The sequence below is a fragment of the Thermodesulfobacteriota bacterium genome (assembly GCA_040755095.1).
GTDB lineage: Bacteria > Desulfobacterota > Desulfobulbia > Desulfobulbales > JBFMBH01 > JBFMBH01.
The window spans coordinates 1-18,931 of the sequence record JBFMBH010000009.1; the positions used below are offsets into that span (position 1 = coordinate 1).

Here is an 18,931-nt window from a genome sequence, read left to right on the forward strand (position 1 = left end):
GGACCGGGCCGACCGGCGGCCGCCGGCTCGCTCATCGATAACGATGGGTGGTCTGCATGATGAGGGTCCTGAAAAGGATTGGGGTGCGGTTCTTGTGACCGGGGGTCACTATAAACGTCCTGGCGCGGATTCGGCAAGAAGAATCCGCGCCGGCTCTGGGACAACCGGCGCGCCCCACTTCAGCCGTCCGGGCTGTGCCCCTGGCGGCCGAAGCGGGCCCAGGCCTCCTGGTAGGCGCCGTTCAGCCGGGCCTCCAGGTCCTGGCGGTAGTGCTCCCGGCCGGTGGCGTCGAGATGCCCGGGCACGGACAGGGGCTCGCCGGCCACCAGGGCGATGGTGGAAAAGGGCGCCGGGAGCAGGGTCCGGTCCCAGCTGCCCAGGGTGGTGAAGCGGGAGGCGGCTGCGGCCACCGGCAGGATCGGCAGACCGGTGTGGCTGGCCAGGACGATCACCCCAGCCTGGACTTGGCGGGCCGGGCCTTTGGAGCCATCGGCAACGATGGCCGCCGAGCGGCCATCCGCCATCTGCCCGACCATGGCCTTGAGGGCTGCCACCCCACCCTTGTCCCGGCCGCCGGAGCCCCGCACCACAGCACAGCCGATCCTTTGCAGGATCCGGGCCGCAAACTCGCCGTCGGCGCTGGCGCTGACCATGGCCACCCAGCGGTGGCGGCGGCGGGCCTGCATGAGGATGGGCAGGAGGCTGTAGTGCCAGAAGGCGGCGATGAAGGGCCGCCCGTTGGCTGTGGTGGCCATGGCCGGCAACCGATCCTCCTGCCAGCGGCAGGTGACATCGAGGCCCCGGGCCAGGCCCCAGAAGAGGGGCGGCACCAGGGTCCGGGCCAGGCGATGGCCGAGGCTGCCGTGCTCTAGAGCCATTGCAGCTCCTGCTTCCTGAGGGCCTGCAGCCGGTCCCGCTTGACCGCCGCCTCCTCGAAGGCCAGCTTCTCGGCCGCGGCATACATCTCCCGCTCCAGGCGGGCCATCTCCCGCCGCAGCTCGGCCAGGGAGCCGTAGCCAGCCGCCGGCTCGGCCACTGCCGCCGGCACCGTCACGTAGTCCTGCTCGTAGACCGAGGCGGTGATGTCCTTGATCCGGGAGCGCACCGTCTCGGGCGTGATGCCATGCTCCCGGTTGTAGGCCCCCTGGATGGCCCGCCGGCGGTTGGTCTCGGCCACCGTGCGCCGAATGGACGGGGTGGGCTGGCTGGCATAGAGGATGACGGTGCCGCGAACGTTCCTGGCTGCCCGGCCGCAGGTCTGGATGAGCGAGCGCTCCGAGCGCAGGAAGCCCTCCTTGTCCGCATCCAGGATCGCCACCAGGGAGACCTCCGGGATGTCCAGCCCCTCCCGCAGAAGGTTGATGCCCACCAGCACGTCGAGCTCCCCTTTTCGCAGATCCCGGATGATCTCCATGCGCTCCAGGGTCTTGACGTCCGAGTGCAGGTAGCGCACCCGCACCCCCAGGTTGTCGTAGTATTCGGTCAGGTCCTCGGCCATCCTTTTCGTCAGGGTGGTGACCAGGACCGCCTCCTTCCGGGCGCAGCGCTCCCGGATCTCGGCCAGCAGATCATCCACCTGGCTTTCCGCCGGCCGCACCACGATCTCGGGGTCCATGAGGCCAGTGGGCCGGATGAGCTGCTCCACCACCGCGCCGCCGGTGCGGGTCAGCTCATGCTCGCCCGGGGTGGCTGAGACATAGACCACCTGGTGGATGCGGGCGTCGAGCTCCTCGAAGGTCAAGGGCCGGTTGTCCAGGGCGGACGGCAGGCGGAAGCCGTATTCCACCAGGGTCTCCTTCCGGGAGCGGTCGCCCCGGAACATGCCCCGCACCTGGGAGACGGTGATGTGGCTCTCGTCGATGACAAGGAGAAAATCGCGGGGGAAGTAGTCCAGGAGGGTAGGCGGCGGCTCGCCGGCAGCTCGGCCGGTGAGATGCCGGCTGTAGTTCTCGATGCCGTGGCAGTAGCCGATCTCCTGGAGCATCTCCAGATCAAAGAGGGTGCGCTGCTCCAGACGCTGGGCCTCCACCAGCCGGTTGGCGCCCTCCAGCACAGCCAGCCGCTCCCCCAGCTCGGCCTTGATGGAGCGGACGGCCTCGGCCAGCCGCTCCTGGCTGGTGACGTAGTGGCTGTTGGGAAAGACGGTCAGCTCCCGCACCTGGCCCAGACTCACCCCCCGCAACGGGTCGATGAGGCGGATCGCCTCCACGGTGTCGCCGAAGAGCTCGATGCGGATCGCCCGCTCCTCTTCATAGGCCGGGAAGATCTCCAGGCTGTCGCCCCGCACCCGGAAGCTGCCCCGCTCGAAGGCGATGTCGTTGCGCTCGTAGAGCATGGCCACCAGGCGGCGCTCGATCTCCTCCCGCGGGCAGTCCCGGCCCTCGGTGAGGAAGAGGTGCATGGCCTGGTACTCCTCCGGCGAGCCCAGGCCGTAGATGCAGGAGACCGAGGCGACGATGATCACGTCCGGCCGGGTCAGCAGCGAGCGGGTGGCGGAGTGGCGGAGCTTGTCGATGTGGTCGTTGATGGACGAGTCCTTCTCGATGTAGGTGTCGGAAGACGGGATGTAGGCCTCGGGCTGGTAATAGTCGTAGTAGGAGACGAAATACTCCACCGCGTTGTCCGGGAACAGCTCCTTGAATTCGCCGTACAGCTGCGCCGCCAGGGTCTTGTTGGGGGCCAGGATCAGGGCCGGCTTCGCCTGGCGGGCGATGACCTGGGCCATGGTGAAGGTCTTGCCCGAGCCGGTGACCCCCAGGAGCACCTGCTCCCGGACGCCGGCCGCCAGGCCCTGGGAAAGGGCGGCGATGGCCTGGGGCTGGTCCCCGGCTGGCTGGAAGTCGGAGACGAGGTGGAAGGGGAGCTGGGTCATCCCTGTCCTGTCCTCGCCTCCGCCGGTGGCTCGGCAGCCGTCGAATCTTCACCCAGACGGATCCGCTCGATCAGCTCGTCCACGAAAGGGTTTCGTGACACGTTCATCTCCTCGTCGCTGGTCTCACCCCGATGACGCCTGGCCCCGGGCCAGCCGCGAAATGCTCGAAGCCCTGGTGGCTGATCTCCCGGCGGCCTCCGCCTTCCAGGAGCATCACCCCCTGACCGGGCACGATGCGGCCCACCGGGAAGATCGTCGCGCCGGCACGGGCGGCGGCAGTCGCCAGCGCTTCCGCCGCCGCCGGCGCCGCAGTGAAGAGCAGCCGGTAGTCATCCCCGGCGGCCAGAGCCCAGTCCAAGGCCTGCCGGCCCACGGCCAACGCCGCCGCCTCAAGGCCAGCAGCCAGAGGCACGGCGGCTGCCTCCACCTCGGCACCGACACCGCTCTCTTCGGCCAGACGGGCCAAGTCTGTCGCCAGGCCGTCGGAGAGATCCATCATCGCGGTCAGCAGCCCGGTGGCGGCCAGGGCTTGGCCCAGGGCCACCTGGTGGCCGGGATCCAGATGGGCGGCGACCAGATGCGCCCACTCCGGATGCCGGTCGGCCAGGCCAGCCTGACAGAGGGCCAGGCCAGCACCCGCGGCCCCCAGCCGGTCCCCTACCCAGATGAGGTCCCCGGGCCGGGCCCCGGCGCGGCGGACGATCCCCGGCTCCCTGCCCTCCCCCAACAGGCAGACCGTGATCGTCACCCCGCCGGGGCTGGCCACGGTATCGCCGCCAGCCAAGGTCGTCCCGGCCGCGGCCAGGGCCTCACCGAGGCCGTCCAGGAAGGCGGTGATCCAGTCGTCGGCCAGGTCCGGCGGCAGGCCCAGGGAGAGCAAGGCCCAGCAGGGACGGCCGCCCATGGCGGCGATGTCGGAGAGGTTGGCCGCTGCCGCCTTGCGGCCCAGCAGGCGGGGCGGGTGCCAGCCCCGGTCGAAATGCACCCCTTCCACCAGGGTGTCGGTGGTGGCCAGGGTCAGGGCGCCCGGGGTGGAGCGCCAGACGGCGCAGTCGTCACCGATCCCCAGCACCAGACCACCGCCGGCCGGGTCTGGGGAGAAGCGCCGGCGGATGGCGGCCACCAGATCCCGTTCCCGCACGATCGGCCTCGTGGCGCCTAGAGCTGGCGGCCGTTGGCCCAGGCAGCGGGGCGCGGGCCGAACTCCTCGGGGAAGCGGTGCGGCAGCACCTCCCGCAGCCGCAGTCGGACCGCGTCCGAGGTGGACAGATCCAAGAGCTCCTCGGCCAGCTGCACCATGTCCTCCGCCGTGGAGCCCCGGATGAGACGCTTGATGGAGGGGATGGACAAGGGGTTCATGGACAGCTCGTCCAGGCCCAGGCCCAGGAGGGGGGCGCAGGTGAAGGGATCGCCGGCCATCTCCCCGCAGAGGCCCACCTCGATGCCGCGCTGGTGGCCGGCCTCCACCACCTGGCGGATCATGCGCAGCACCGCCGGGTGCAAGGGATCGTACATGTGGGCCACATGCTCGTTGGCCCGGTCGATGGCCAGGGCGTACTGGATGAGGTCGTTGGTGCCGATGCTGAAGAAGTCCACCTCGCCGGCCAGCACATCGGCCAGGGCCACCGCCGACGGCACCTCGACCATGATGCCGATGGGCACCACGGGCGCAAACGGCTGCCCGTCCCGGATCAGCTCGGCACGCACCTCGGCCAGGATCTCCTTCACCAGCTGGATCTCCCGCATCCCGGAGATCATCGGGAAGATGATGCGCAGCTGGCCGAAGACGCTGGCCCGGAGCATGGCCCGCAGCTGGGTGCGGAAGACCTCCTGCTCGTAGAGGGAGAAGCGGATGGCCCGCACGCCCAGGGCCGGGTTCTGCTCCGGCGGGTGGTTGAAGCAGCGGGAAAGCTTGTCGCCGCCCATGTCCAGGGTGCGGATGGTGACCGGAAAGGGGGCCAGGAAGGTGAGGAGATCGTGGTAGAGCCGGAAGAGGCTCTCCTCGTCCGGGAGCTGGGCCCGCCCCATGTAGAAGTATTCGGAACGGTAGAGCCCCACCCCCTCGGCCCCCAGCTCCAGGGCCGACGGCACCTCGGAGAGCATCTCCAGGTTGGCCTTGACCTTCAGGCGCATCCCGTCCCGGGTCTCAGCGGCCAGATGGGCGAAGCGCGCCACCTCCTCGCCGTAGCGCTCGTACTGGCGCTGGACCTGCAAGTATGTCTCCACCTGATCGTCGGTGGGACGGAGGATGACCCTGCCGCCGATGCCATCGAGGATGAGGAGCTCGCCGGAGCTCACCCGGCGGGTGACCGCCTCCAGACCGACCACCGCCGGAATGCCCAGGGCCCGGGCCAGGATGGCGGTATGGGAGGTGCGGCCGCCCACCTCGGTAACAAACCCCATCACCTGCTCCCGCCGCAGCCGAAAGGTGTCGGCGGGCGACAGATCCCGGGCCACCAGGATCACCCGCTGGCCCGGCGCTGCCAGCGGCCGGGCGTCACTGCCGGCCAGGGCCTCCAGCACCCGCTCGGCGACCTGCTCCACGTCCTCGATCCGGGAGCGGATGTAGCGGTCCTCGATGGCCGCGAAGCGCTCCCGGACCGCGGCCAGGGTCTCCTCCAGGGCCCACTCGGCGTTCACCCCGCCGGTCTCGATGCGCTCCACGGTGCGCTGGTAGAGGGCCGCATCCTGGAGGATGAGCAGATGGCTGTCCAGCACCCGGCCGTAGTCGGGGTAATCGCCCTCCAGCTCGCCCTTGGCCCGGGCCAGCTCCTGGCGCACCCGCTCGATGGCCGCCACGAACCGGGCCACCTCGGCGGGCCTGGCAGCCGCCTCCAGCCGGAGCCGCGGCACCGGGCTCTTCTGGCGATCGAGCACCAGCACCGGACCGGCGGCCATGCCCGGGGAAACGGCGATGCCGTGCTCCAGGAGTCCATCCTGCAAGGCGAGGGTACGATCCTCCATGACCTCGTTCACTCCTCGTCGAAGCGATTGGTGATGAGCGCTGCCAGACAGGCGACGGCGGCCGCCGCCTCCTCGCCTTCGGCCCGCAGCTTGACGGTCTTGCCGCAGGTGCACTGCAAGGTCAGGAGATCGAGGATGCTGGTGGCCTCCGCCTCGGCATCCCCGCAGGAGATCCAGACCCGGGCGGAGAAGCGGGCAGCCGCGGCAGCCAGCTGGCCGGCAGGCCGGACGTGCAGCCCGAGGCGATTGCTGATGGCAAGCTCCTGTTCGACCTTCATGGCGGGAGAAGCAACCGGCTGGGCTGGGTGTGGCGTCCGGAATCGCATCATAGCCCAGCCCCGGCCACCCCACAACCCTGGAGCGCCCGTTGCCCTGGGTAAACAGCGCACCGTTCCCCCACCCCGGCCACGGGGAATGTCCGGCGCAACCCTCGCGCCCGTACCCCCAGGGCGTTGCCCTGGGCTGGTATGGAACGCCCCTTCAGGGCTGAGCCGAATCGGGTGACCTCTCTGAGAGGTCGCATGGACATCGCCCGCCCGGCGACCACTCTACTCCACCGGCCTTGCCGGGAGCTCAGCCTGGATACCGCTGGCAGGAGGGACAGAAGAAGGTGGAGCGGCCAGCCAGCCGCTGGCTGGCGATGGGGGTGCCGCAGGCGGGACAGGGCTCGCCGGCCCGGCCGTAGACCGCCAGCTCGTTCTGGAAGGAGCCCACCTGGCCGTCGGCCCCCACGAAATCAGCGATGGTGGTACCGCCGGCCGCCACCGCCCGGGCCAGCACCTGGCGCACCGCCAGCGCCAGCCTCTCCCAGGCGGCCGGCGGCAGGGTCGGCACCGGCTGCTCGGGATGGAGGCGGGCCGCAAACAGGATCTCGCTGGCGTAGATGTTGCCGATGCCGGCCACCACCCGGCCGTCCATGAGGAAGGACTTCACCGGCCCGCGCCGGCCCCGGGCAGGGCTGCTCAGGGCAGAGGCGCCCCAGTCGGGGTCCAGCGGCTCAGGTCCGAGACCGGCAAAGGCCGCCGCCTCGGTCCGGACGACGCCATCCAGGACCTGGACCGAGCCGAAGCGGCGGGGATCGACCAGGCGCAGCTCCTGGCCAGAGTCGAGCTGGAGGCGCAGATGCACGTGGCGCCCGGGTGGCACCCCTTGGCCCACCAGCAGCAGGCGGCCGCTCATGCCCAGGTGGATCACCAGGGTGGCGTGGTTGGCGAAGCGCAGGAGGAGGTGTTTGGCCCGGCGACCGACGCTTTCGACACGCTGGCCCTGGATCCGCAGCCGGAGAGCCTGGCGGGGCCAGGGGGCCCGCAGAGGCAGAGGGCCGGCATGCGCCCGCTCCACCAGACGGCCGGGGAGCACGGCCGCCAAAGCCCGCCGGATGGTCTCCACCTCGGGCAGCTCAGGCACCTCTCCCCTCCCAGCCTCGCCCCTTCCTCACAGCTGCAGCCAGCGCAGCATCTGCCGCCAGTCCCGCTGGTCCAGACGCCTGAGACCCGCGGCCTGGGCCAGCCGCAAGGCCTCGTGAAACTCCTCCTGGTCCAGGGGCCGGCCGATCACCGGATCCTGGCGGGCAGTGCCGCAGGGCCGGTACTGATCCATGATATTGGTGTAGGTGTCCGGCGAGATCTCCCGGGCCAGCCAGCGAACGATCTCCCGGGTCTCGGCCAGACCGCCAGGCATGACCAGATGCCGGACCAGGAGGCCCCGGCGGGCGAGGCCGCTCGGGTCCAGCACCAGATCGCCCACCTGCCGGTGCATCTCGGCGATGGCCGCCCGGGCCCGCTCCGGATAGTCGGCGGCCGAGCACCAGCGCCCGGCACTGGCCGGCTCCCAGAACTTCATGTCCGGCATGTAGATGTCGACGATCCCGTCCAGAAGGGCCAGGGTGGACAGGGCGTCGTAGGCGCTGGTGTTGTAGACCAGAGGCAGGCGCAGGCCACCGGCGATGGCCGCCGGCAGGGCCTCCAGGATCTGGGGCACCACATGGCTGGGGGTGACGAAGTTGATGTTGTGGCAGCCTTGCCCCTGCAGCTCCAGCATCATGGCCGCCAGCTGCTCGGGGCTCACCGGCACCCCCTCCCCCAGATGGCTGATCTCGTAGTTCTGGCAGAACCGGCACAGGAGGTTGCAACTGGTGAAGAAGATGGTGCCCGAGCCACCCCGGCCCACCAGGGGCGCCTCCTCGCCGAAGTGGGGGGCGCAGCTGGCGACCAGGGCGCGCCGGCCAGTGCGGCAGATCCCCAGCTCGCCGGCAGTCCGATCCTTGCCGCAGGCCCGCGGGCACAAGCTGCAGGCGGCCAATCCTTCCCGGGCCCGGGCGATGCGGTCCGTCAGCTCGCCGGTTGCGGCGAGCCCCAGATAGGCTGGCCAATGGCTGTTTGGCATGATCCCTCCGCTGGTGCGGCCGTGCACACCGGTCCCGGAGCCAGCGGTGCCGGCCCCCTGGGATTACCGCGGCCCTTCCTCAGCCGTCATAAAACGAAGCCGAGCGATCCGCATCTTCTCTCTTGACATTTCTGAATCTGCCGGGCTGAAATGGAAATGCTGTTCCTTCCCACAAGCGATTCCTGGACATAAGGAGGTGAGAGCGGTCGGATTGCCGAATCCGTGCGGCCTGCCGGTTCGAGCTTAACACGGAGACAAGCCTTCGGCCAGGCAACTGAACGAGCATCCAACCTGGGGGGACGATACGCCAATCGATCACGTCTGGAGGGGGGAGACGATGAATGTTGCGGCACTGGCGGATAGGAGACAGAATCCCCGCTACGCAGTTGAATACGCGGAATTCCTGGTAAGCGGCCGCTTCGTGGAAGTGGTGGACATGAGTCTGCAGGGCCTGGCGATCCTGGATCGGGACGCCGGCTTTTGGCCCCTGGTCCAGACCGGCCGCGGCTCTCTGTACGGCGACGACCGGTTGTACCTGGAGGGCATACCGTTTCGCACCGCCAACGAGGTCGTGCTGCCGGATGTGGCAGGGGCCAGGGTGCCCGGCCTGCGCCGGCTGGGCATCCAGTTTGGCAGCCTGACCCCGGCGCAGCAGGAACGGCTCGATTTCTTCATCTGGGTGCACTCCACGAAATCGGCCTGAGGTCTGGTCCTGCCAGGCGGGCCGTTTCCCGACGGCCCGCCTCTGGCGGCCGGCCGGCCCCTTGCGCTCCCTCCTCCTGTTGAGGTCCTCCACCGGCGTGTCGTTTCCGGCGCCAAGCCTTGCATTCCCCTGGCGGATGCTTTAGGCTCCGGCAGCGTTTTCGGCCAGACCCGCACCTCCCCTGGTCGCCTGGCTGTCCCATGCCGACCGCGGCCGCCATGCCCTCCTGGAAAAGCCTTCTCGCCAAGAGCCTGACCCGACCCGCCGACCTGGAGCGCCGTTTTCGCTTCGACCTGCCGGGGCTCCGTGCGGCGGCCGCACGCTTTCCCCTGCGCATCAACCCGTACTACCTGGGCCTTCTCACCGGCCCCGGGGACGGCCTCTGGGAGCAGGTGGTGCCGGATGCCCGGGAGCTCGAGGATCCGATGGGCCAGGAGGACCCCCTGGACGAGGAGGGGGCGAGTCCGGTGCCCAATCTGGTGCACCGCTACCCGGACCGGGCCCTGTTCCTGGTGGCCAGCCAGTGCGCCGTCTACTGCCGCTTCTGCACCCGCCGCCGCAAGGTGGGCTCGCCGCGCCTGGCGGTCACCGGCGCCACCATCCGGGCCGGCCTGGACTATCTGGCCCGCACGGCGGCCATCCGGGATGTGCTGGTCTCGGGCGGCGACCCGCTGCTTCTGGAGGACGACCGTCTGGCCGGGGTGCTGGCCGGATTGCGCCGTATTCCCCATATCGAGATCATCCGCATCGGCAGCCGGGTACCATGCACGCTGCCGGCCCGGGTGACGAGGGCCCTGGCCCGGTCGCTGGCCCGTTTCGGCCCCCTGTATCTCTTCACCCATTTCAACCACCCCCGGGAGGTGACGCCGGAGGCGGCCCGGGCCTGCCGGCTCCTGGTGGAGGCCGGCATCCCGGTGGGCTGCCAGACGGTCCTCCTGGCCGGGATCAACGACCAGCCGGCCGTCCTCCTGGAGCTGTGGCGCCGGCTCCTGGCCATCCGGGTCACCCCCTACTACCTCTTCCAGATGGACCTGACCCGGGGCACCGGTCATTTCCGGACCCCTCTGGCCAAGGGGCGGGAGATCATGGCCGCCCTGTGGGCTGCGGCGGATGGCCTGCCCCTGCCGCATTTCGGGATCGATCTGCCCGGAGGGGGTGGCAAGGTCACCCTGGGGCCGCCAGCGGTTGCGGAAGCAGGTGGCCCCGTGCTATGCCAAACCTGTGCAGGGCTCGCCGGCACCGGCCGGACCCAGCCCTGATCGCTCATCACCGGAACTGGAAAGGATCCACAGGAGTCATGCCATGGATCGTTCACTCCTGGTCGCTCTGGACGGCTCGGTCCATTCGAGCCGGGTGGTGCGCTACCTGGGCCGTCTCTTCACGGGGCAGGCCGAGGTGCGCCTGCACCTGGTGTCCCTGGTCAGCGGTGTGACGGCACCGGCCGGCAGCGCCTGGGAGGAGCTGCCGCCGCAGCTCAGCCCGGAAGGGGCGCGCCGTTGCCAGGAGGCCGAGCACTGCCTGGCCGCGGCCAGCGAGCACCTGCTCCAGGCCGGCATCCCGGCCGATCGCATCTCCCGCCAGGTGCAGGTGGCCCAGATGGGGGTGGCCGCCGACCTGCTGCACCTGACCCGCCAGGGCCGGCACGACGCCCTGGTACTGGGTCGCGGCGGCAAGAGCAGGATCGAGGAGCTGCTCCTGGGCTCGGTCTCGGCCAGCATCCTCAGGAAGGCCGAGGAGGTGCCCCTGTGGATCATCGACGGCGAGGTGGACTCGCGGTCCTTCCTGGTGCCGGTGGACGGCAACGTCCACACCCTGAAGGCCGTGGATCACCTGGCCCACATGGTGAGCGACCATCCCAGCGCCCGCATCACCCTCTTCCGCTCCTCGGCCCTCCTGGATCAGGCGAACCCCTTCGGCGACAAGGAGCTGACCGCCTGCGCCGCCCTGTGGGGCGAGGACTGGTGCCGCCAGCACCTGACCTGCCCCGACGCCCTCTTCCACGCCCCGGAGCAGGTCCTCTTGGAGGCCGGCTTTCCCCGGGAGCGGCTGCGGCGCCTGGAAACCCGCCAGGGCCTGTATGCCAGCCGCCAGATCATCCGCCAGGCCCTGATGGAGGACGCCGGCACCATTGTCATGGGCCGCCGGCCGGAAGACCTGCGCAAGGGCTTTCTGGGCAGCGTCTCGGAGCGGGTGCTGGCCAACGCCCAGGACGTGGCCATGTGGATCGTCAGCTGACCATGTCCCAGCTGCCGGCACCGGCGGTCCTCGCCCGCCTGCTCCTCCTTCTCGTCTGGGCAGGCCTCTTCGGCCTCCTTCTGCAGCGCGAATACCTGGTCCCGACCATTGACCCCCGGGAGCAGGCCGCCCTCAAGCGGCACCGGGAGGAAAGCTTCATGGGCGTCTACTTCCGGGGCGAGCGGATCGGCTACGTCAAGACCCGCATCCGGCCAGGGGAGACCGGGCTGGATCTGGACCAGACCTCCTTTCTGCGCCTCAACGTCCTGGACAAGAGCTATCCGGTGACCATGAGTGTGGAGGCCAACCTGGACGAGGGCTCGCGCCTGGCGAGCTTCCGTTTCGCCCTCAACTCGCCCTTCTACGCCATGAAGGCCCAGGGGCAGGTGGAGGGCCGGCGGGTCGACTTCACCCTGGCCACCGGCCGGGAGGAGATCCGCGACTCGGTGCTCCTGGCCCGGGAGCCCTTTTTTGCCACCAACCGCCGCGCCTACCTGCTGGCGGCCAAGCCCCGTCCGGGCGACCGGCTGCGCATCCCCTATTTCGATCCGGTGTCGCTGGCCGGCAAGGACACGGTGGTGGAGTACAAGGGTCTGGAGAAGGTGCTCATCCGGGGCCGCATCCACCAGCTGCACCATTTCGTCGAGACCTTCTCCGGGGTGCGGATCAGCTCCTGGCTGGACGGCGAGGGCCGGGTGATCAAGGAGGAGTCGCCGGCGGGCTTCGTCTTCGTGGCCGAGCCGGAGTTCCAGGCCACCGATGTCGCCAAGCCGGATCTGGAGCTGCTGTCCGCCGTCGCGGTGCCCCTGGCAAGGCCCCTGCCGCCCCTGGCCGACCTGGAGCGCTTGCGGCTGCGCCTCACCCTGCCCTCCGAGGCAGAACTCGATCTGGACGGCGGTCGCCAGACCTGGGATGGCGAGATCCTTACCGTCCGGCGGCAGCCGCTGCCGGCCGCCGATACCCCGGCCTGCAGCGACCAGGAGGAGGCCCTGGCCGCCTCCCCTTACGTGCAGACCGGTGCCAAGCTGCTGCGGGAGCAGGCCCAGGCGGTGGCCGCCGATGCCCCGCCCCTTGCCACGGTGCAGCGCCTGGCCGCCTGGGTCTACGAGAACATCGAGAAGCGCCCGGTGATCGGCATCCCGGACGCCCTCACCACCTTCGACAGCCGGCAGGGCGACTGCAACGAGCACGCCGCCCTGTTCGCCGCCCTGGCCCGCTCCCTGGGCATCCCCACCCGGATCGTGGCCGGCGTTCTTTACATGGATGGCGCCTTCTACTACCATGCCTGGAACGAGGTCTGCCTGGGGGACGGCTGGCTGAGCCTGGACACCACCACCGGCCAGCTGCCGGCCGATCTCGGCCATCTGCGCCTGGTGACCGGCGAGACCGCCGAACTGGTGCGGATCGGCGCCCTCATCGGCGCCCTGGCCATCGACCAGGTGGAGGAGCCATGAGCCTCCGATCGTTGCAGGCCCTCATCCAAGGAGAGATTCAGGCCCTGGAGCAGACGGTGGCCCTGTGCAGCAGCCGTCTGGCCAGGCGTCAGGAGCTCGCTGCTTCGGGCAGTGAGGACATCCTGGCGGATAGCCTTGCCGCCTGCCTGCACTCGTTCTATTCCGGCCTGGAGGGCCTCCTGGAAACGGTGGCCAGCGAGCTCGACGAGCTGCCCCGGGGCGCCCACTGGCACCGCCAGCTGCTGGTGCTGATGACCGTTGCTGTCGAGGGCGCGCGGCCGGCGGTCTTCACCCAGGACAGCTACGCCATCCTCGATGAGCTGCGGGCCTTCCGGCATCTCTTCCGCAACCTCTACCTGCACACCCTGCGGCCGGAGCGCGTGTTCGAGCTGACCGCGGCCCTGGCCTTCGCCTGGCCCGGGGTGCGGGCCGACCTGGAGGAATTCCTCCGCTTTCTGGGGACAACCCATGGACCAGGACCAGCTTGAGGCGTGCCGCCGCAGCCCCCGGGCCCGGGAGCAGCGGCGGCGGGCGGCGCTGGAGGACCGGCGGCAGGCCGCCCTGGCGGCGGCCCGCCAGGCAGCGCCGGCCCTCCTCCGGCTGGGCGCCCGGCAGGTGCTCCTTTTTGGCTCCATCCTCTCCCCGCACCGCTTCCACGAGCGCTCGGATCTGGATCTGGTGGTCTACGGCCTGCCGGACCGGCTGTGGGCCAAGGCCCTGGGGACCCTCGAAGACTGGCCGGGACTGGGCGAGGTGGAGATCGACCTGAAGCCTGCCGAGGATCTGCCCGCCGAATTCTTGTCCTTCATCGAGGAGCAAGGGGAGTTGGTCACCCCCTGACGCCACCCCCCAATGCCGCCCCTTCTGGTCATCGACCGGCTTGTGAAGCGCTTCGGCTCGTTCACCGCCGTGGACGAGGTGAGCCTGGCGGTCCAGCCGGGCGAGATTTTTGGCTTTTTGGGACCCAACGGTGCCGGCAAGACGACGACCATCAAGATGCTGGCCGGGCTTCTCCAGCCGGATGGCGGCCGCATCACCATCGACGGCCACGACCTCGCCCAGGAGCCCATCCCCTGCAAGCAGGTCACCGGCTATATCCCCGACCGGCCCTACCTCTACGAAAAGCTCACCGGCCAGGAGTTCCTGCGCTTCATCGCCAGCCTTTATGGAGTCTCCCCGGAGCGGCTGGCGGCCATCAGCAGCCGCTTTCTTGGTCTTTTCCACCTGAGCGAGTGGCAGGACCACCTCATCGAGAGCTACTCCCATGGCATGCGGCAGAAGCTGATCATCACCGCCGCCCTGCTCCAGGACCCCAAGCTCATCATCGTCGACGAGCCCATGGTCGGCCTCGACCCCCAGAGCGCCCGCATCGTCAAGGAGCTGTTCAAGGGCTTCGCCCGGTCCGGCAAGGCCATCTTCCTGTCCACCCACTCCCTGGAGGTGGCCGAGGAGCTGTGCGACCGGATCGCCATCATCCTGAACGGCCGCATCCGCGCCCTGGGGGATCTGGCCAGCCTGCGCCAGGAGGCGCGGCTGGAGGATTCCGGCCTGGAGGAGATCTTCCTCGAGCTCACCGGCTCCTACGAACTCCGCGGCATCATCGAGGCCTTGCGCTCCGACCTGCCCCCCGATTCCGCGTCTACCCGCTGACCGTCCGCTTCCATCGATTAGGGATCACGCCCTCTTTCCGGACGGAAGGTGCGGGGCGCTCACCTGGACCGGCGCATCAGGATGGCCCAGACTCGAGGCGAGCCAGAAGCGAGACCCGGGTCAGCCTTTGCCATTGACACCCGTACGCGCGCCCGCTTAGGCTGCCAGTTCCCACGAAACAGATTCTTGCTCGGCACCTTCCCCCACGACCAATCACGTCGACACCACCCATTGCCCAAATTTAGCCAATGATGATTGACTAAATTTGGGCAATGGGCTATTCAAGGGCCATGGACCCGCGATTCCTGCCCCACAACAGCCACCGCGATGGACTGGCGGCCTTCGGCGACCGGGATCCCCAGCTGCGCAGCCTGGCCAGCCTGCGACTGGTGCACCATTCGCCGCTCATCCGGGAGCTGCCCCGCCGGACGCCGGGGATCTACTCCCTGGGCGGCGGGCGTCAGGTCGGCAAGACCACCGTGCTCAAACAATGGATGGCCGCCCTGCTCCGGGAGGGGGTGCCGCCCGCGTCCATCGTGTTCCTCACCGGAGAGATCATTGACGACCACCACACCCTGGTGCACATCCTTGCCGGCGAGCTGGCTGCCATGCCCGGCCCGCTCAACTTCGTGGTGCTCGACGAGGTCACGTACATCCGGGGCTGGGATCGGGCCATCAAGTATCTGGCCGACAGCGGCGCGCTGGAGCGCACGGTTCTCATCCTGACCGGCTCAGACCTCGGCTTCCTCCGGGACCTCCGGGTCACCCTCCCCGGCCGGCGTGGCCCGGCGGCAACCCCTGATTTCCATCTCTATCCCTTGAGCTTCCTGGAAGCCTTGCGGCTTGATGGCCTGCCCCCGGATCCCGATGCCCTGCTCCCCCCCGAGGCCGAGCCGGATGCCACCGTCATGGGGCTCCTGTTTGCCCAGTTCGAGCGCTACCTGATCCACGGCGGTTATCTCACCGCCATGAATGACCTGGCCTCCGCCGGCGAGATTCGGCCCGCCACCCTGGCCACTTACCACGAATGGGTGCGGGGGGACATGCTCAAGCGGGGCAAGCGGGAGGCGTATCTGCGGGAGATCCTGGGCGCCATCGTGCATCGCTACGGCACCCAGGTCTCCTGGAACGCCCTCGCCCAGGACCTGTCCATCGACCACCCCCGCACCGTCGCCGATTACGTGGAAGCCCTGGCCACGATGGACGCCGTCTTCATCCAGCCCGCCATCCTGGAAGACAAGCTGGTGGCAGCGCCGAAGAAGCCGAAGAAGATCGTCTTCACCGACCCGTTCATCTTCCACGCCATCCGCACCTGGCTGACCCCGACCCTCGCGCCGTACCACGACCAGATCCTGCCCGCTGGCGCCGATCCCCACTGGTGCGGGCGCCTTGCTGAGGCCTGTGTGGCCACCCACCTGCGCCGCTCGTTCCCGACTTATCACCTCAAGGCGGAAGGCGAGGTGGACATGGCGGTGGTGCGAGATGGACGGCTGTGCCCCATCGAGGTCAAATGGACCGGCCAGATACGGCCCAAAGATCTCAGACAGATCCGCAAATACCCGAACGGCGTCATCTGGGGTCGGGTTTTGCAACGCCGGGACCTCCAGGGCACCCCGGTGCTGCCGCTGCCCCTGGCCCTGGCCCGGCTGGGCTGAAGGACCGGCGGCCGGCGGCTCCTCCACCGCCTGCCCCGGGACCGCGGCAGCCGACCGCCTCGCCCCTGCCCTGCCCGGCCGGATTCCGGGATTCCGAACAATTCCATTGGGATCTCCGGAGTCCCGCCGCCGCCCGCCAGGGCGCGGACGGCGAGGCCCCTCCATCCACCCCTTTGAAATAGCATGACTTTTCCGCAGGGGCCTGGTTACGGCCGGGGCATGGCACAGCGCGTGCAAGGCCCAACCGTATCCACCCCGGCGCTGGCCGCCGGCGCGACCACCTCTGTCTTGGCAACCAGGAGCACACCGATGCGGAAGAAAAGCACCCTTGCAGCTGTCGCGGTCTGCGGCGCCCTCCTCGGCCTGGGAGCCGCCACGGCCGGCGCCACCACCCTGGCCACGGACATGACCGTGGATAACGGCTTCAGCCTGTATGTCAGCACCGACCCCAACGCCCTGGGCACCCTGGTCGGCTCGGGCGACAGCTGGCCGACCACGTACTCCTTCTCGGCCATCCCCCTCACAGCGGGCGTCACCAACTATATCCACGTGGTGGGCGTTGACTGGGGCGGCATTGCCGGCTTCATCGGCGACTTCACCCTCTCCGACGCCGGCTTCTCCTTTGCCAACGGCACGCAGCATCTCGCCACCGACACCAGCAACTGGACGGTCTACACCGATGGCTTCGGCGGCACCGCCGGCACCCTGACCGTGGCCAACGGCACCAATGGCGTCGGCCCCTGGGGGTGGCGCAACGACATCGACGCCAACGCCGCCTGGATCTGGACCAACCACGGTTACGACGTCAACACCACCCGGTATTTCGCGACCGCCCTCCAGCCGGTGCCGGTCCCGGCCTCCCTCCTCCTTCTCGGCTCCGGCCTCGCCGGCCTGCTGGGACTCCGGCGCCGCCAGGCCAGCACCTGACCCACCACCCACTGCCCGCTCCACGACCAAGGGGCAGCCGCGCCAGCCAAGGCGCCGCTGCCCCTCGTCTTTGGCACCTGCGCGACCTCAAGACTGCTGCAGCCGGCGTCCGGACTGCCCCCTGGCGTGAGGACGGCCACTGGCCGCGACCCGGGGGGATGACGCCAGCGTAACCCTCAGCCGAACAGCTCCTCCAGGGAAGTGGCGGTCAGGATCCGGGCGCTCCATTCCGCCAGATCCTCCGGGCCGGCGGAGTGGAGCCGCTGCCGCACCGCATCCGTGGCCGGGCCGAACTTCAGCTCGACCATCCGGAGAAGGAGAGCGACCTCCCCTTCCCGCCGGCCTTCCTGGCGGCCCTCCTGGCGGCCTTCCAGGCGGCCCTTTTCCAACCCCTGCCGTTCCCACTCCTTTGTCCATTCCTTGACGCGCTCGGCCAGCATGCTCTTCACCTCCGCAAGATCCTCGACTTCCGGGATGGTGGTCCCCGGCAGGCGGCCTGGCAACAGGACCCGTCTCATCCAGACCGTGAAGGCCCGGCGGATCCTGGCCTGTTCCGGGGCAGCCAACCAGGCGATCAGGTGCTCCAGCACCCCGCGGATATCCTCCGGGGTGCGGCTGTTCTCGAGACGGAACAGGGCCGCCACCAGGTTGCGCAACGGCGCCAGATCCGCCTCACTGTAGCGCCCCTCGTCCAAGAGCAGGTAGCGCACCTCGGGACGATAGGCCGCCAGGCCACCGGGAACCTCGGTGATGAGGTCCTGGATGCTGGTAGCCGCGGACCAGCGGGGGTCACCGTTGTAGAGCACCACCGGCAGCACCGGCGGCAGGAGACCCGCGGTGGTCAGCCAGCCCTGGCGGATGATGTCCTGATACAGGAGGGCCAGGTAGGCCATGATCCGCACGGCCATGAACCGGTCCACCGACGACTGGAACTCGATGAGGAGATACACAAACAGCCACCCTTTGCCCCAGCGCAGCCGCCAGATGAGGTCATCCTCCCGCTGCCGCAGATCGTCGGTGACGTAGCTGCCGCTGACCCGTTCCAGGGTGGAAAAATCAAGCTGCGACACCCACTCCTCGCGAACGAAGCCCCGCAGGAGGTCGGCGATCATCTCCGGGTGCGAAAAAAGATGCTTGTAGCCGCCATCGTGCTCCATGCCCTGAACATGCCGGCAATGGCCGGGGATTGCAACAGGAAAGGGCCAGCCGGCCGCGGGCGTCTTTCCAGCTGGAGGAAGGGCCGCTGAGGCTTCTTCTTGCCCGGGGAGCTGCTGCGCAATCAGGATGGGTGCGGTGGTCGCAGCAGCTCCGGCATCACTCTCACCGCTCTCGGCGACCAGGGCTTGAGGCTCCTGGTCCGGCCCCAGCTCTAACCCCGCTCCTCACGCCGGCTGCATGAGGTCCCGGCCTCCCGGATGGACTGACCGTCCGGGAGTTCGGGGTCGTTCTGAGGATGGCCGCAAGCGGGAGGCAGGACGAAAACGATCCGTACCGGATCGACGGCAGGCTGCCACACCGCACCGGGACAGCCCGGTACGGTGTGGCTTGACCCAGAAATGAAGCCCAGGGGGATGACGCCGGCCTAACCCTCAGCCGAACAGCTCCTCCAGGGAAGTGGCGGTCAGGATCCGGGCGCTCCATTCCGCCAGATCCTCCGGGCCGGCGGAGTGGAGCCGCTGCCGCACCGCATCCGTGGTGGGGCCGAACTTCAGCTCGACCATCCGGAGGAGGAGGGCGGCCTCCCCTTCCCGCCGGCCTTCCTGACGGCCTTCCTGACGGCCCTCCAGACGGCCCTCCAGACGGCCTTCCTGACGGCCTTCCTGACGGCCCTCAAGACGGCCCTTTTCCAGCCCCTGCCGTTCCCACTCCTTTGTCCATTCCTTGACGCGCTCGGCAAGCATGCTCTTCACCTCCGCAAGATCCTCGACTTCCGGGATGATGGTCCCCGGCAGGCGGCCGGGCAACAGGACCCGTCTCATCCAGACCGTGAAGGCCCGGCGGATCCTGGCCTGTTCCGGGGCAGCCAACCAGGCGATCAGGTGCTCCAGCACCCCGCGGATATCCTCCGGGGTGCGGCTGTTCTCGA

18 protein-coding genes are annotated in these 18,931 nt (G+C 69.3%); 9 read left to right on the plus strand and 9 right to left on the minus strand.

Features of this window, described 5'->3' with window-relative positions; translation table 11 throughout:
* Nucleotides 1-179 precede the first annotated feature (179 nt).
* The 7 genes from AB1634_02910 to AB1634_02940 form a co-directional block, all read right to left on the minus strand.
* Nucleotides 180-878, minus strand: coding sequence for a lysophospholipid acyltransferase family protein (locus AB1634_02910; GenBank protein ID MEW6218467.1), 699 nt, complete (start codon nucleotides 876-878; stop codon nucleotides 180-182).
* Nucleotides 869-2,872: an excinuclease ABC subunit UvrB gene (uvrB, locus tag AB1634_02915; GenBank protein MEW6218468.1), complete on the minus strand. Its 2,004-nt coding sequence runs from the start codon at nucleotides 2,870-2,872 to the stop codon at nucleotides 869-871. The genes AB1634_02910 and uvrB overlap by 10 nt, the downstream gene beginning before the upstream one ends.
* A 103-nt stretch (nucleotides 2,873-2,975) precedes the next feature.
* The gene (thiL, locus tag AB1634_02920; protein ID MEW6218469.1) at nucleotides 2,976-4,013 is read right to left on the minus strand and encodes a thiamine-phosphate kinase; all 1,038 of its coding nucleotides are present in this window, start codon (nucleotides 4,011-4,013) and stop codon (nucleotides 2,976-2,978) included.
* A 17-nt stretch (nucleotides 4,014-4,030) separates the two neighbouring features.
* Entirely contained in the window at nucleotides 4,031-5,836 is a 1,806-nt protein-coding gene (gene ptsP / locus AB1634_02925) for a phosphoenolpyruvate--protein phosphotransferase (protein ID MEW6218470.1), read from the minus strand.
* Nucleotides 5,837-5,844: 8 nt separating this feature from the next.
* Complete coding sequence (locus tag AB1634_02930) at nucleotides 5,845-6,114, minus strand: HPr family phosphocarrier protein (GenBank protein MEW6218471.1); 270 nt, start codon at nucleotides 6,112-6,114, stop codon at nucleotides 5,845-5,847.
* Between the two features lie 295 nt (nucleotides 6,115-6,409).
* Nucleotides 6,410-7,243, minus strand: a complete 834-nt coding sequence (gene mutM, locus AB1634_02935) for a bifunctional DNA-formamidopyrimidine glycosylase/DNA-(apurinic or apyrimidinic site) lyase (GenBank protein ID MEW6218472.1) — start codon at nucleotides 7,241-7,243, stop codon at nucleotides 6,410-6,412.
* A 27-nt stretch (nucleotides 7,244-7,270) separates the two neighbouring features.
* The gene (locus AB1634_02940) at nucleotides 7,271-8,221 is read right to left on the minus strand and encodes a radical SAM protein (GenBank protein MEW6218473.1); all 951 of its coding nucleotides are present in this window, start codon (nucleotides 8,219-8,221) and stop codon (nucleotides 7,271-7,273) included.
* A 337-nt stretch (nucleotides 8,222-8,558) separates the two neighbouring features.
* Here AB1634_02940 and AB1634_02945 point away from each other — a divergent pair, with 337 nt between their 5' ends.
* The 9 genes from AB1634_02945 (at nucleotide 8,559) to AB1634_02985 (ending at nucleotide 16,845) form a co-directional block, all read left to right on the plus strand.
* A complete protein-coding gene (locus AB1634_02945) occupies nucleotides 8,559-8,924 on the plus strand; it encodes a hypothetical protein (GenBank protein ID MEW6218474.1) in 366 nt (121 codons plus the stop codon).
* Nucleotides 8,925-9,124: 200 nt separating this feature from the next.
* Complete coding sequence (locus tag AB1634_02950) at nucleotides 9,125-10,183, plus strand: KamA family radical SAM protein (protein MEW6218475.1); 1,059 nt, start codon at nucleotides 9,125-9,127, stop codon at nucleotides 10,181-10,183.
* A gap of 43 nt (nucleotides 10,184-10,226) precedes the next feature.
* Nucleotides 10,227-11,159 carry a universal stress protein gene (locus AB1634_02955; GenBank protein ID MEW6218476.1) on the plus strand — a complete coding sequence of 311 codons (933 nt, stop codon included), beginning with the start codon at nucleotides 10,227-10,229 and terminating at the stop codon, nucleotides 11,157-11,159.
* Nucleotides 11,144-12,613, plus strand: a complete 1,470-nt coding sequence (locus AB1634_02960; protein ID MEW6218477.1) for a transglutaminase-like domain-containing protein — start codon at nucleotides 11,144-11,146, stop codon at nucleotides 12,611-12,613. Before AB1634_02955 ends, AB1634_02960 begins: the two co-directional genes overlap by 16 nt.
* Nucleotides 12,610-13,101, plus strand: a complete 492-nt coding sequence (locus AB1634_02965) for a hypothetical protein (protein ID MEW6218478.1) — start codon at nucleotides 12,610-12,612, stop codon at nucleotides 13,099-13,101. The genes AB1634_02960 and AB1634_02965 overlap by 4 nt, the downstream gene beginning before the upstream one ends.
* Nucleotides 13,082-13,453 (plus strand): nucleotidyltransferase domain-containing protein, encoded by a 372-nt coding sequence (locus tag AB1634_02970; GenBank protein ID MEW6218479.1) that lies wholly within the window; start codon nucleotides 13,082-13,084, stop codon nucleotides 13,451-13,453. Before AB1634_02965 ends, AB1634_02970 begins: the two co-directional genes overlap by 20 nt.
* Nucleotides 13,454-13,465: 12 nt before the next feature.
* The gene (locus AB1634_02975) at nucleotides 13,466-14,263 is read left to right on the plus strand and encodes an ABC transporter ATP-binding protein (protein ID MEW6218480.1); all 798 of its coding nucleotides are present in this window, start codon (nucleotides 13,466-13,468) and stop codon (nucleotides 14,261-14,263) included.
* A 290-nt stretch (nucleotides 14,264-14,553) separates the two neighbouring features.
* Nucleotides 14,554-15,918 carry an ATP-binding protein gene (locus AB1634_02980; protein MEW6218481.1) on the plus strand — a complete coding sequence of 455 codons (1,365 nt, stop codon included), beginning with the start codon at nucleotides 14,554-14,556 and terminating at the stop codon, nucleotides 15,916-15,918.
* A gap of 309 nt (nucleotides 15,919-16,227) precedes the next feature.
* Nucleotides 16,228-16,845 carry a PEP-CTERM sorting domain-containing protein gene (locus tag AB1634_02985; protein MEW6218482.1) on the plus strand — a complete coding sequence of 206 codons (618 nt, stop codon included), beginning with the start codon at nucleotides 16,228-16,230 and terminating at the stop codon, nucleotides 16,843-16,845.
* Between the two features lie 176 nt (nucleotides 16,846-17,021).
* Here the strand turns inward: AB1634_02985 and AB1634_02990 are convergent, their stop codons facing one another.
* Complete coding sequence (locus AB1634_02990; protein ID MEW6218483.1) at nucleotides 17,022-18,002, minus strand: Rpn family recombination-promoting nuclease/putative transposase; 981 nt, start codon at nucleotides 18,000-18,002, stop codon at nucleotides 17,022-17,024.
* A gap of 432 nt (nucleotides 18,003-18,434) precedes the next feature.
* On the minus strand, nucleotides 18,435-18,931 hold a 497-nt coding region (locus tag AB1634_02995; protein MEW6218484.1), incomplete at its 5' end, for a transposase.

Excerpts from the sequence above, each read along its gene's own strand:
- AB1634_02910 (MEW6218467.1), bottom strand. The coding sequence starts at position 878 with ATGGCTCTAGAGCACGGCAGCCTCGGCCATCGCCTGGCCCGGACCCTG.
- uvrB (MEW6218468.1), bottom strand. The coding sequence starts at position 2,872 with ATGACCCAGCTCCCCTTCCACCTCGTCTCCGACTTCCAGCCAGCCGGG.
- ptsP (MEW6218470.1), bottom strand. The coding sequence starts at position 5,836 with ATGGAGGATCGTACCCTCGCCTTGCAGGATGGACTCCTGGAGCACGGC.
- AB1634_02930 (MEW6218471.1), bottom strand. The coding sequence starts at position 6,114 with ATGAAGGTCGAACAGGAGCTTGCCATCAGCAATCGCCTCGGGCTGCAC.
- AB1634_02940 (MEW6218473.1), bottom strand. The coding sequence starts at position 8,221 with ATGCCAAACAGCCATTGGCCAGCCTATCTGGGGCTCGCCGCAACCGGC.
- AB1634_02945 (MEW6218474.1), top strand. The coding sequence starts at position 8,559 with ATGAATGTTGCGGCACTGGCGGATAGGAGACAGAATCCCCGCTACGCA.
- AB1634_02950 (MEW6218475.1), top strand. The coding sequence starts at position 9,125 with ATGCCGACCGCGGCCGCCATGCCCTCCTGGAAAAGCCTTCTCGCCAAG.
- AB1634_02955 (MEW6218476.1), top strand. The coding sequence starts at position 10,227 with ATGGATCGTTCACTCCTGGTCGCTCTGGACGGCTCGGTCCATTCGAGC.
- AB1634_02965 (MEW6218478.1), top strand. The coding sequence starts at position 12,610 with ATGAGCCTCCGATCGTTGCAGGCCCTCATCCAAGGAGAGATTCAGGCC.
- AB1634_02970 (MEW6218479.1), top strand. The coding sequence starts at position 13,082 with ATGGACCAGGACCAGCTTGAGGCGTGCCGCCGCAGCCCCCGGGCCCGG.
- AB1634_02975 (MEW6218480.1), top strand. The coding sequence starts at position 13,466 with ATGCCGCCCCTTCTGGTCATCGACCGGCTTGTGAAGCGCTTCGGCTCG.
- AB1634_02980 (MEW6218481.1), top strand. The coding sequence starts at position 14,554 with ATGGACCCGCGATTCCTGCCCCACAACAGCCACCGCGATGGACTGGCG.
- AB1634_02985 (MEW6218482.1), top strand. The coding sequence starts at position 16,228 with ATGCGGAAGAAAAGCACCCTTGCAGCTGTCGCGGTCTGCGGCGCCCTC.
- AB1634_02990 (MEW6218483.1), bottom strand. The coding sequence starts at position 18,002 with ATGGAGCACGATGGCGGCTACAAGCATCTTTTTTCGCACCCGGAGATG.